Origin of the sequence: Streptomyces sp. SID5910, assembly GCF_009862125.1 — a bacterium.
Lineage (GTDB): Bacteria > Actinomycetota > Actinomycetes > Streptomycetales > Streptomycetaceae > Streptomyces.
In genome coordinates this window covers 1-13,457 of sequence record NZ_WWHX01000369.1, presented here as the reverse complement: position 1 = coordinate 13,457, position 13,457 = coordinate 1, and the positions used below count along the sequence as shown (strand labels likewise).

At 74.3% G+C, this 13,457-nt stretch carries 3 protein-coding genes and 1 pseudogene; all 4 read right to left on the bottom strand.

The features are described from left to right. Positions 1–52 precede the first annotated feature (52 nt). A complete protein-coding gene (locus GTW67_RS12460; protein WP_161164871.1) occupies positions 53–2,113 on the bottom strand; it encodes a Gfo/Idh/MocA family oxidoreductase in 2,061 nt (686 codons plus the stop codon). After that, a complete protein-coding gene (locus GTW67_RS12455; protein ID WP_161164870.1) occupies positions 2,110–3,261 on the bottom strand; it encodes a saccharopine dehydrogenase NADP-binding domain-containing protein in 1,152 nt (383 codons plus the stop codon). The genes GTW67_RS12460 and GTW67_RS12455 overlap by 4 nt, the downstream gene beginning before the upstream one ends. Continuing rightward, positions 3,258–8,808: pseudogene (locus GTW67_RS12450) on the bottom strand (non-ribosomal peptide synthetase). The gene GTW67_RS12455 and the pseudogene GTW67_RS12450 overlap by 4 nt, the downstream one beginning before the upstream one ends. Then, positions 8,805–13,457: non-ribosomal peptide synthetase (locus GTW67_RS12445; RefSeq protein ID WP_161164869.1), on the bottom strand; the 4,653-nt coding region annotated here is incomplete at its 5' end. The gene GTW67_RS12445 and the pseudogene GTW67_RS12450, both read right to left, overlap by 4 nt.

Here is a 13,457-nt window from a genome sequence, read left to right as displayed (position 1 = left end):
TCGGGGGTGTGGGGCGCCGTGGGGGTCTCGGGGGTTCTCATGGAAGCGGGTCCTAGCCGTCGGTGGAGGTGACGAGTGGAGCGGCGGAGCGCGGGGTGTCCGGTGCGTCGGGCGCTGTCCGCGCGTGCGGGAGGAGCGGGTGCGGTACGGCGGCTGGGTCGGTCGGGTCGGGGGCTCGGGTGAGCACGGCCAGCGGGGGTGCTCCGGGGCGGGTGGGCAGGGTCCGTGCGGTCATGCCGGACTCGGCCACCACGTCCTTCAGGCCGAAGGGCGCCCAGCGGTAGGAGTCGCGCACCTCGCGCTCCGCCTGCGGGGCGCCGTCCCGGTAGACCCGCCAGGTGGAGTGCAGGCGCATCACGCCGTCGTCCGTCTCGTCCGGTGCCGCGCCGAAGGACCACTCGTAGCGGTGGTGTCCGGCGGTGGCGGTGGCGAGCCGGGTCTCGGGCAGGGTGGAGGGCCGCTCGAACTGCATCAGTTCGACGATCACCAGCCCGCCGGGGACCAGCCGGCGGTTCAGTCGCCGCCACAGCCTGGACCGCTCGTCGGCGTCGAGATGGCCGAGGACTCCGCAGAGCAGGACGACGCTGATCCGGTCGGGGAGATCGAGGTCGGGAGCGGCGTCCGCGGTGACGGTCACCCGGGTCCGCAGGTCCTCGTCGCTGAAGACCCGGCTGGTGAGCACGGCGCGCATGCCGACCGACGGCTCGCAGGCGATGATCTCCGCGTCCGGCCGGGCCCGGGCGACGGCCTCGGTCACCAGACCGGTGCCGGCGCCGATGTCCACCACGGGGCCGGTGCTCAGGTCGGCGTCGGCGAGGAGCGCGGCGACCGCGGGGGCGCTCGCCGTCGCGGTGTGCTCGGCGGCGACGAGGTCGAAGAACTCCGCCGACGGGGAGTACGCGGCGGTGTCCGCCGTCCGGGCCGACGCCGGCTCCGACGCGGGCCGGGCCGGCCCCTCGACTGAACCGGGCCCCGTCGCGCCGGGGGCGTCGCGGGGCGGGTCCGGCTCGGGGCGAGGCTGCCGGGACCACTCCCCCGCAGGGAAGACGTCGCTCACCGCGAGCGAGCGTGGCGTGCCCGGCCGGACGATCTCGGGTGGGCCCAGCCGGGTCGCGAGGTCGGTCCAGATGCGGCACACGGCCAGCCCGTACTGACCCGCGCGCAGGGCGTCGCCGCCCTGGGCAATGGCCTCGCGGAGCCCGTCGAGGGCGCTGCCGATCGCTTCGGGCCACAGGTCGGAGAAGACCGTACGGAAGGAACCGGTGTTCCCGACCACCGCCGTGGTCCCGAGTCCCAGGCGGCCCGTGCCCGGACCGTCCAGGACGAAGCGCCGGTCGGCGTCCCGCCCGATGTGCAGGCGGGGGTTCCACAGCACGGGGCCGTGGGTGTCGGCCAGGGTGAGCACTCCGCCCTCGGTGCCGAGGGAGACGCGGTGCCAGTGCAGGGCGTGGTTGTCGCGGTCGGACGGGTCGAGCTGGTGGTGCACCCGCAGGGTGAGGGGTGTGCCGGCGAACACGCCGTGCAGGGAGCGGAACGGCTGCGGTCCGATCTCGGCCGGCACCGGTGCCGGGTCCGCGAACCGCCAGGGGCGCAGGGTGCCCATCGCCTGGCCGAGGATGTCCACCAGCGGATGCATCAGGTGAATGGGGGTGGCGGCGTCCAGGAAGAGCGGCCGCTGCCGTGCGACGAGCCGGTGGGCCGCCTCGATGAAGGCGCGGACCGGGGCGACGTGCGGATAGTGGGTGTTGAGGCGGTACTGCACGCCCCGGCTGCGGGCGTGTCTGAGATTGCCCGTCAACTCGGTGAGGTGGACGGGGTGTTCCTGGAGGACGTGGATGCCGCGGTCCATGAGCGCCCTGGCCAGCTCGGTGCCCTGGCCGCCCGAGATGGACGAACTCACCGCCACGCAGGCCGCGTCGATGTCGGCCGGGAGGTCGTCGGCATCCGAGTAGAAGGGGACGCCGAGACTCTTGGCGTACGCCCGGGAGGCCCCCGATCCCCGGCTCAGGATGCCCGCCAGGGTGTATCCGGGGCGCCGGCGTACCGCCTCGGCGTAGAAGCGGCCGAAGTTGGTGCCGCAGACCAGCACGCGCAGCGGCGTCGACGCACTCACAGCACTCCTTCTTCCACCTGTTCGGCGCGGGCCGCCGTGCCGGTGAGCCGGAGGTCGGCGGCACCGTGGGACCGCAGGTGCCGCACCACGCGGTCGGGATCCAGTACGTCGCAGGCGAAGTGCACGCCCGCCGGAACCCCGCCCCGCAGCACCGCGTCCACGGCCAGCGCGCCCACGGCGGCGGTGAGCCGGTAGCTGCTTGCCGCCCGCAGGGTCAGGCCCGCCGTCGCCGGCGCCCCGGACGCGGTGCCGGACAGCGCGAAGTCCATGACGTAGTAGGGCTTGCGGCCGGCCAGGTCGAGGTCGGCGGCGAGGATCAGCCGCTCCGCCAGCCGGTCCGGGTCGTCCCCGGCGGCGAGACGGCCCGGGAGGACGTTGAGCAGTGCGCGTACGGCGGGGCCGGGGTGGACGTTGTACCAGTCGAGCCGGTCGACGCCCAGGTCGCCGGCGAGGCGTTCGCTCTCGCCGCTGAGATAGGGCTGTACGGCGACCCGGCCGGGGAACGCCGGGTGCACGGCGTCCTCGTCGGTGCGCAGGGCGCGCGGCACGCGGCGGCCGCCGCGGACGGCCGCCAGGGCCTCGCCGTAGGCGGCGCCGTCCGCGCCTCCCGAGCTGAGGGAGAGCATGAGGTCGTGGGCCACCGTCGGCGAACACGTCTCCAGGCCGCCGCAGTACGCGGTCAGTGCGGCGGCGGTGTCCGGGCCCTGCCCGGCCAGCCAGCGCGGCAGGAGGCTGGACAGGCCGGGCAGGGCCCCCGCCGACAGGACGACCGTGCGGCCGTCGCGGGCCGGGTCGCCGCCCTTGAGGAGGTCTTCGGCTGCCGGGTCGTCCCCGGCGACGTCGACGCAGTGCGCGCCGGCGTCGAGTGCCGCGAAGGCCACGGTGGCGCGGAGCCGGTAGGTGGGGCCGACGCAGTTGAGGACGATGTCGCAGCCCTCGGTGAAGGCACGCAGGCCGTCCGTTGCGGTGGCGTCGGCCCAGACCGTCTCGTCGTGGCCGCCGGGGTTCTCCTCGGCGACCTCGCACAGGGCGGACGCGGTCCGGCCGCCCAACCGCAGGCCGCTGTGGCCGAGGGCGCGCAACTCGCGTACGGCGGCCCGGCCGACCGCGCCGGAGGCGCCCAGGACTCCGATCACAGGCTTGGTCATCGGGTGATCGCCCCCTGGGTCAGCTCACCGAGGGTCTTGAGGATGCCGGGGGCGTGCTCGACGGACAGGCAGCTGTAGTGGTCGCCGCCGATGTCGACGATGTCCAGGTCGCCCAGGGTGAGTTCCTCCCAGTAGGTGGTGACGGCGTCCTTGCTGCCCGGGAACGGGTAGGCGCCGTCGTGCCGCAGGAAGGTGATGTCACCGGCGTAGGGCTCGGCGTCGTAGCGGGTGATGGCGAAGACGCTCTGCCGGAAGGCGAGGAAGAGCCGGGTCATGTGGTCGGGTTCGTAGGTGCCGGCCGACGCGGGCACCGCCTCGCACATGCGGGCGATACGGGTGGCGCGGGGGACGTCGGCCAGTTCCCGGAAGCGTCCCGCGACGTCCGCGAACTCCTCGGGCAGCGCGGCGAGTCCGCCGTCCGGCAGGACGCCGGGACTGGCGGCCAGGACCGCGTCGGCGGCCGCGGCCACCCGGTACTGGTCGTCGGGGAAGCCGAGGTCGGCCGGGTCGATGCCCATCATGACGGCGAAGGAGTACTCGGCGAGCAGTTCGTCGTCGAGCCGGAAGCGGGGGCTGTGGCTGCTGATGACGGTGAGGCTCTCGACCTCCGCTCCGGTCTCGGCGAGGTTGCGGGCCACTTCGGTGGCGATCAGGCCGCCCAGGCAGTAGCCGACGACGTGGAAGCGGCTGCGGCCGTCGGCGGTCAGGGCGCGGGCGTAGTCGGCCGCCATCTGCTCGATGAGCCCCTCCGGCGGGGCGTTGAGGAAGCCGTTCAGGTCCGGGACCTCCACGCCCACGACCTCGGCGAGGCCCGGCGAGCGGCGCCGGATCTCGGTGATCAGCGCCCGGTACGGCATGATCGTCGCGGTTCCGGCGTGGACCAGGACGGTGGTCGGCTCGTCTTCGGAACGGGTGCCGTGCAGGTGGATCACCGGGTCCGTGCGCACGGCGCCGGCGGCCGGCGCGTCCTCGGGGCCGGCCAGTCCGCGCAGGAACGCGGCGAGTCCGGCGACCGTGGGGCGGCGCAGCATGTGGCGCAGCACGACCTCCCACTCCAGGTCGGCGGCCTGCGGTACGCGTTCACGCAGCCGGCCCACCATGCGGGCGACGAGGAGCGAGTCGCCGCCGAGGTCGAAGAAGTCGTCGTTGCGTGTGACGTTCTCGACCGCGAGGAGTTCCGACCACAGCTCGGCGAGGCCGCTCTCCAGGTCGTCCATGGGCTTCTCGTCCACGACGGCCGGACCGCTCTCGCGGGGCAGCCAGCTCCGCAGACGGGCGCGGTCGGTCTTTCCGTTGGCCGTGCGGGGCAGGGAATCGACGACCTGCCACACCGAGGGAAGCATGTACTCCGGGAGCCGAGTCGCCGCCGTGCGCGCCAGTTCGCCCACCGGGACGTGGTGGCGGTCCTCCTTCAGCGTGGCGAAGAAGACCTCCTGGCCGGTCATGGCCAGCGCTTCCCGGGCGTCGGGCAGCGAGGTGACCTCGGACGCGCCGTGTGCGTCGAGGAGTTCGCGCCACTGCCCGTGGGTGAGGAAGGACTGCCCGGTGTGCTCGCGCACGTCGGTCCACGTCCGGCCGGCGACCTCCAGGAACTCCATGGAGACCAGCAGCGGCAGGTTCTCGTCACGGGTGTTCTCCACGAACACGAGCTGTCCGCCCGGCACCAGCAGTTCCCGCAGCCGGCCCACGGCCGCGTCCGCGTCGGAGGCGGCGTGCAGGGTGTTGGCGCAGAGCACCACGTCGAAGGTGTTGGGCAGCAAGTGCTGGGCGCGCGGGTCCTCGTCGACGTCGAAGCGCTGGTAGCGGACCCAGGCGTGGTCGGCGAAGCGCTCGCGGGCCTCGTTCAGGAAGAACGCGGAGGCGTCGGTGAACAGGTAGTCGACGCCGAACTCGGCGAGGACGGGCACCAGTTCGCCCGTGGTGCCGCCGACACCGCCGCCCACCTCCAGGACGCGCAGCCGCTCCTCACCGGTGTGGCCCGCGGCGATCTCGCGCAGCGCGGCGACCACCGCGTGGTTGAGGTGCCGGATGGCGAGGTTGTCGCGGTAGGCGGCGTCCGCGGCCTCGGTGGCCGCGCCGGGGAAGAGCAGTTCCCGGATGCCCGTCTCCCCGGAGACCAGCTCGGGCAGCCGCTCGGCGCAGGTGCGCATGACGGTGAGCAGTTCCGTGCTCCAGCCGACCTCGTGCTCCAGCTCCGCGGCCCGCCGCCAGCCGCGTTCCGCTTCGCCTTCCGGGACGGTGACGAGACCCGTGTAGGTGTCGTCGGAGTCCCGGTGGGTGAGGCGGTCGCGTGCCGCCAGGGCGCGCAGCCAGCGCCGCACGATGTGCCGGTGGCGGGGTGTGGCGCGCAGTGCCGTGCCCACCTCGTCCGCCGTGCGCGAGGCGCCGTCCGCGAAGGCTCCGGAGGTGTCGAGGACACGGGTCATCTCCGCGAGGGCCACGTCGTCGAGGGCGGCCAGGAACTCCGTGAGCCGTGCGGCGTCGACGGCCGCGGAGGCTTCCCGTACGGCGTCGGCCGCGGCCGCGCGCGCCTGTGTCCGCGTCGCCGGGGTTCCGGCGCGGTCGGCGTCCGCGTCCGCCGGGCCGTCCTTGCGGGCCGTCTCCACGTACGCGGCGAGGCGCCGGCCTCCGGCCGCGGAGTCGTCGACGATGACGGCGCCCGCCGCGACCCGGGGGTGGGCCTGCACGGCGGCCTCGACCTCGGCCAGTTCGACCCGGTAGCCGCGGATCTTGATCTGGGCGTCCTCCCGGCCCAGGAACTCGATGGTGCCGTCGGGGAGATAGCGCCCGAGGTCACCGGTGCGGTAGAGCCGCTCGCCGGTGGCGGGGTCGGTGAGGAACCGCTCGGCGGTGCGGCTCTCGTCGCCGAAGTAGCCCAGGGCGACGCCCGCGCCGCCGATGTGCAGCTCGCCGGGGACCCATTCGGGCCGTGGCCGCAGGTGCCGGTCGAACACGGCGAACGTCTGGTTGGTCAGGGGTGTGCCGTACGGGATGCTCGGGCGTGCGGTGTCCACCTCGCCGATCGGGTGGGCGATGGACCAGATCGATCCTTCGGTCGCCCCGCCGAGGGAGATGATCTCCAGCCCGGGGAGAAGTTCACGGGCCTGGTCCGGCAGGGCGACCGGTATCCAGTCGCCGGATATCAGCGCCAGACGCAGCGAGGCGTCGTCCGCGGGCGGCTCGGAGCGCAGCCAGTCGCACAGCATGTGGAGCTGGCCGGGTACGGAGTTCCACACCGTGACGCCGAAGTCGCGGACGAGTTCGGCCCAGTGGGAGGGGTCGCCGCGCCGGTCGGCCTGCGGCAGGACGAGGGTGGCGCCGACGGCCAGCGGTCCGAACAGGTCGTAGACGGAGAGGTCGAAGCCGAGTCCCGCGATGCCGAGGACGCGGTCGCGTTCGGTGACGGTGAAGCGGCGGTTGATGTCCTCGATCGTGTTGAGGGCGGCTCGGTGGCTGATCATCACGCCCTTGGGCGTGCCGGTGGAGCCCGATGTGTAGATGATGTACGCGAGGTCGTCCGGGTCGCGCCGCACTCCGTCCGCACCGACCGCGGCGCCCTCGGGGAGCAGGTCGACGGCGAGTGCCGTGACGTCGGCCGGGAGGTCGTCGATCTCGGCGAGCCAGGACTGGGTGAGGACCGTACGGACTCCCGCGTCCGCGATGATCGTGTCCCGGCGGGCCGGCGGCTGGGCCGTGTCGACGGGCAGATAGGCGCCGCCCGCCATGAGCGTGCCGAAGACGGCGACGACCTGCTCCCAGCCCTTGTCCGCCCAGATCGCCACGGGTTCCCCGGGCCTCAGTCCGGACGCGCCCAGAGCCTCGGCGAGAGCGCTCGCGCGGGCCACGAGCTGCCGGTAGGTGAGGGCCAGTTCGGGGGTGCGGACCGCGATGGCGTCCGGCGTGGCCCGGGCCTGGGCGAGGACGGACTCGTGCAGGAGGGCGTCCGGCAGGGGGCCCTCGGTCGCGTTGACCGCGCGGCGGCGCACCGCCTGTGCCTCGGGAAGCGGGACCTCGGCCGGTGCGTCCCAGGCGGCGTCGCCGGCCTCGCCCTCGGCCGACAGGGCCCGTACGAGTGCCGTGTACGCCTCGAACATGGCGTCGGCCACCCCGTGCGCGAGCGCGCCCTCGCGGATGTCCCAGGACAGGCTCAGCGTGTCGCCGCGGTGCATGACCTGGCAGTCGAGCCACACCTGCGGCGTCCGGGTCACGGCGTACGTCACCTCTGGGGGCACGCCCTCGGAGGTGGCGCCGGCGCCGAGGGCGCTGGTGAAGACGACCGGCATCAGCACTGGGGAACCGGCCCGGCGGGACAGCTCGGCGAGCACCTCGGAGCCGGTGAACAGGGGATGCGCGAGGTCTTCCAGGAGCCGCGCCCCGACCGAACGGGTGCGCTCCGCGAAGGTGGCCGGGTGGTCCAGGTCCACGGCGAGCAGTTCGAGCGAGGTGAAGTCGCCGACGAGGCGGCCGATGTCCTCGTGCAGGCCGGGCCGGTCCACCGTGGGCACGTTGAGCGTGAACCGGCTGGTGCGCGACCAGCGGCCGACCGTCTCGGCGTACGCGGTGAGCAGGGCCGTGGAGAGGGTCAGCCCACGCCGCGCGGCCCGCTCGGCGAGGCGGTCCCGGTCGGCCGCGGGCAACAGGACCTCCAGCCTGCGGAAGGTCACCGGGTCCGGGGGGGGCCGGGGTGCGGGCCGTCTCCCCCGGGTCGCCGACTCCCGCCTCCCAGGTTTCGGCGAGGGGCAGTTCGGGGGCGGGCGGCAGGGCGTCGAGCCGTTCGGTCCAGTAGGCGCGGTCGCGGGTGTACGCGTCGGAGTCGGTGAGGGCGCGGCGGGCCAGGACGTAGTCGCGGAAGGCGATCCGGGGTGCCTCGGAGAGGGCGGCGCCGCCGTAGCCGCGCTGGAACTCGGCGAGCAGGATGCGCAGGCTGGCGTGGTCGACGAGGAGCATGTCGAAGGAGAGGTGGAGCACGGCCCGCTCGGCGGTCCGGCTCACGTGCACGTCGAACAGCGGCCACCGGTCGGTGGGCGCCTCACGTGTGGACAGCCGTGCGCGGGTGCGTTCCACTGCGGCCGCGGCGGTGGTGGCGGGGAGCGCGGTCAGGTCGTCGGCTTCGACGTCGAGGGCGGGCACGGCCGCCAGGATCTGCTGGTAGCCGTCGTGGTGGACGACGGCGCGCAGCATGTCGTGCCGTTCGATCAGCTCCCGCCACACGGCGGTCACGCGGTCGACGTCCAGGTCGGGGTATTCGAGTTCGACGTAGGCGTGGCAGCCGACGCCGCCGTAGGCGTAGGCGTCGGTGCGGCCGATGAGGTAGGCGGCCTGGATGTCCGTCAGCGGGAAGGGCGCGTGGCGGTTGTCCGGGTCGGCCCGCAGCACGGGTTCCTCCGCCTCCAGGTGGCGCAGGACGGCTTCCTTGTGGGTGCGCAGTTCGGCCCGGTGTGCGTCGGTGAGGCGGCCCTGGGGGGCGCGGAAGCGCAGTTGTCCGTCCTGGGCCCACAGCACCACGCCCTCGTCGGCGTAACGGGCCAGCAGTTCAGCGATGTTCACAGCTCTCCGGTCTCGTAGGCGGTCTCGTGGGCCGCGAGCGTTCGGGTGATGTCCGCGGCGAGCGCGGCGACGGTCGGTGCGGCGAAGAAGCGGCGGACGGGCACGGCGGCCCCGAGGCGGCGCTCGGTCGCGGTGAGCAGGCGCAGCGCGGTGAGGCTGTCGCCGCCGGCGGCGAAGAAGTTGACGTGGCGGTCCGGCACCCAGTCCGGGAGGTGCTCCCGCCAGAGCTCGGCGAGGGCCTCCTCGGTCTCCCCCCGCGGTGGTTCGGCCCCCGCGCTCACCGTCTCCGGTCCCGCCAGGGCCGCCAGGGCTCCCCGGTCGACCTTGCCGTTCGCCGTCAGGGGCAGGGCGGGCAGCAGCCGGATGCGGGAGGGGACGGCGTAGACGGGCACCCGCTCGGCCAGCAGAGCGAAGAGGCTCTCGGTGAGTGCGGGGTTCTGCACCGGCTGTGCGCCGTCCGTGGGGGCGTCGTGGGGTACGGCGAACGCGGCGAGCCGCTTCGCGGTGCGCTCCCCCACGGCCACGACGGCGGCCCGCGCGATCGCGGGGTGGGCCTCGAGGGCGGCCTCGATCTCGCCGGCCTCGATGCGGTGGCCGGCGATCTTGAGCTGGCTGTCGAGCCTGCCCAGGAACTCCAGCAGGCCGTCTCCCCGGAACCGGCCCAGGTCACCCGTGCGGTACCAGCGTCGCCCGTGCTGTTCGACGAACTTCTCCGCGGTGCGGGCCGGGTCGGCCAGGTAGCCGCGGGCCAGTCCCTCGCCGCCGATCCACAGTTCGCCGGGCGTCCAGTCGGGACAGTCCCGCCCGTAGCGGTCGACCACACGGTAGTGCTGCCCGGTCAGGGGGCGTCCGTAGGGGATGGAGACCCACCCGGGGTCCAGCTCGGTGACGGTGAGGGTGTTGGACCAGATGGCGGCCTCCGTGGCTCCGCCCATGGCGACGAAGGCGCAGGGCCGCGCGGTCCGGGCCCGCAGCCGGGCGGGCAGGTCGAGGCCGATCCAGTCGCCGGAGACCAGTGCGGTCCGCAGCCCCGCGATGCGGCCGTGCTCCGGCGCCTCCTGCTCGTCGGCGTCGAGGAGCAGGTCGAGCAGGGCGGGGACGGTGTTCCACACGGTCGCCCCGTACCGGTCGAGCAGGCTCGGCCAGCGGGCCGGTTCGCGGCGCTGGTCCTCGGTGGGCAGCAGGAGGGAGCCTCCGGCGGAGAGCAGTCCGAAGACGTCGTACACGGACAGGTCGAAGTCCAGTGCCGACAGGGCGAAGACGCGGTCGTCCCCGGTGATGCCGTGCCGGGCGTTGATGTCCGCGATCGTGTTCCAGGCGGCGGCGTGGGTGATCTCCACCCCCTTGGGCTCGCCCGTGGAACCCGAGGTGAAGATCACGTAGGCGAGTGCCGCGGGGGACGTCTCCCGTGGTGCGGGCAGCGGCTCGTGGACCTGCGTGTCCGCGAAGGAGAGGGAGCGTGGAGCCGCTGCCGCCGTGGCGGGCCAGTCGCCGACGACGACGTCGAAGGCGGCGGTGGCGTGCACTCGCGCCAGCCGTGCGGCGGGCTGTTCGAGGCTCAGCGGCACGTAGGCGGCGCCGGCCGCGAGGACGCCGAGGACCGCGGCGATCTGCTCCGGTCCCTTGGGAAGCGTGACGGCGACGAGATCGCCCGGCCGCACGCCCGCGTCACCGAGCGTGGCAGCGGTGCGCAGCGCCTGGCCGGCCAGGGCTCCGTACGTCACCTCCTCCCCGGCGGTCGTGACGAGGGCCGTGGCGCCGGGGGTGGCCGTCGCGCGGGAGAAGAACGTCTCGTGCAGCGGGCGCGGCACCACCGGCCGCAGGGCGGCCTCCTGGAGGGCGGCGACCCGGCGTTCGTACTGGGCGGCGGGCAGCAGGTCGGGCAGTGGCGCGTCCCAGTCACCGGCAGCGGCGTACCGCAGCAGTCGTCGGTAGGCGTCGAACATCGCGTCCAGCACGCCCTCGGGGAACAGTTCCTCGACGGCGTCCCAGGTGACGACCAGGATCCCGGACTCCTCGGTGACCTGGTTGTCGAGGCACACCTGCGGCGACTGGGAGATGCCCCAGACCTTCGCGGGGAAGCCGGTGCCCGGTCCGGCGAGCGTCGCGTCGCCGACGCCGACGGCGCTGGTGAACACCACGGGCGCGGCGGCGTCGACCGTGCCCGTACGCCGGCCGAACTCCCGCAGCAGCCAGTCGATCGGCACGTCCGCGTGGTCCAGGTCCTCCGCCTGGCGGCGTTGCAGCGCGACGGCCGCCGTCAGCCAGGACGTGCCCTCGCGCCGGTGGCCGGCCAGGGACAGGGAGGTGAAGTCGCCCAGCACCCGGTGGATGTGGGGGTGGACGTCACGCCGGTTGAAGAGGGTGAGCGTCACCGTCAGCGCGTCCGTCCCGCTCCACGCCGCCAGGACCTCCGCATAGAGGGCCAACAGGACCGTCGAGGGCGTCAGTCCGTGCCGGGCCGCCTCGCGCTTGACTGCCTGCCAGTCGTCGGCGGGCAGGGTCGTCCGGCGCCGGGTGAAGACGGGCGCGTCGAGCGTCGCCGGGTCCCGTTCGAAGGGCAGGGCGGGAGGGGGCGGCAGTTCGGACAGCCGCCTCTGCCAGTGGGCGCGGGCCCGGGCGGCCGACTCCGGGTCGGCGGGGCGCCCGGTCAGGTAGTCGCGGAACGAGACGTCGACGGGCGGCAGTTCGCGGTCGGGATCGGCGTACAGCGTGTTCAGTTCGGCGTAGAGCGTGGTGATCGAGAGCGCGTCGAGCACCAGGTAGTCGAGGCCGATGCCGACCCGGGTCCGCACCTCGCCGTCGTGCTGGCGGTAGCGCACCGCCTCGACGGCGAAGAGCGGCCACCGGGCGGGGTCGCGGACCTGGTGGGACAGTCGGGCGCGCAGGACGGCGAGGGCCTCGTCCGCGTCGCCAGCGGGGGCGTCCGCCACCGGTATGCGCAGGGGCGGAACATGGGGCAGGACGCGCTGGTGTCCGTCCTCCACGACCGCGCGGAGCATGCCGTGCCGGCGGACCAGGGTGTTCCAGGCGCGTTCCAGCCGGTCCAGGTCGACGTCCGTGCCGTCGAACTCCGTGTAGTGCCAGGTGCCGACGCCGCCGAGGGTGAAACGGGGGTCACGGCCCGTGTGGTAGGCGGCCTGGACGTCCGTCAGCGGGAAGGGCTCGTGGGCGCGCTCCGGGTCGGGCACCAGGAGGGGGGGTGCCGTCGACTCGCCGTTGTCGGTGGTCGAGGGGCGCAGCGTCTCGCAGAAGTGCTGCAACACGGGCCGGGCGAAGAGGTCGGCCACGCGGGCGCCGGGGAATCCGGCGGCGCGCAGCCGGCCGATCATCCGGGTCGCGACGAGCGAGTCCCCGCCGAGCAGGAAGAAGCTGCTCTCCCGGCCCACTTCGGTCACGCCGAGCAGGTCGGTCCACTCGGCCGCCACCGCGGTCTCCACCGGGCCGGCCGGCGCCGACGTGCGCGGAGCGTCATGGCCGGCGGCCTCGGTCAGCGTCCGGCGGACGGCCGCCCGGTCGAGCTTGCCGTTGGCGGTCAGCGGCAGGTCGCGCAGGACGAGCACGCGCTCGGGGACCATGTAGGCGGGCAGCCGTTGCGCCGCCCGGAGGCGGACCTCTTCGGGGTCGGGTGCCTCGCCGGCCGCGGACACGGCCGCGGCGAGGTGACGTACCGGAGTGTCGACGACGGTGGCGACCGCGTGCAGGACGGCCGGGTCGTCCTCCAGCGCGGACTCGACCTCGCCGAGTTCGATGCGGTGGCCGCCGATCTTGACCTGGTGGTCGGCGCGGCCGAGGAACTCCAGGATGCCGTCGGGCCGGTAGCGGGCCAGGTCGCCGCTGCGGTACCAGCGTTCGCCGTCGTACTCGACGAAGCGTTCCGCCGTGCGCTCGGGGTCCGCGCGGTAGCCGTTGGCCACGCCGGGGCCGCCGATCCACAGTTCCCCGGGGACGAGGTCGGGGCAGTCGCGTCCCCGTGCGTCCACGACACGGGCCCGCATGTTGCGCAGCGGGACGCCGTAGGGGACGGACTTCCAGGCGGGGTCGGTCTCCTCTACCTCGAACACCGTGGAGTGGACGGCCGCCTCCGTCATGCCGCCGAGCGCCACGAAACGGCAGCCGGGCACGAGGGCGCGCAGCCTGCGGGGCTGGTCGAGGCCGACCCAGTCCCCGCCGAGCAGCACCATGCGCAGGGAGTCGCCGAGGCCCTCGCCCTCCCCCGCTGCCATCAGCAGGTCCAGCAGGGCGGGCACGCACTGCACCAGCGTCACGCCGTGCGCGCGCACCAGGCGGGCCCAGTGGTGGGCGTCCCGGCGGTGCTCCTGGTCGACGGCGACCACCTGGCCGCCGGCCGACAGGGGCGTGAAGATGTCCCAGGTGGCGAGGTCGAAGTCGAGCGCGGAGATGGCGAGGGTGCGGTCCTCGGGGCCGAGGCCGAGCTGCTCCTCCATCGCCTCCACGGTGTTGACGACCGCGCGGTGCGACACCTCGACGCCCTTGGGCAGCCCGGTGGAGCCGGACGTGAACAGGACGTAGGCGGGCAGCGCGGGGTCCGGCCGGACGACGGGGGCGGGCTCGTGCGTCCCGGCGTCCTCCAGGAGCAGCACCGGGGCCGCGGAGACCCCCTCGCACAGCGGCGCGTGCTCCCGGTC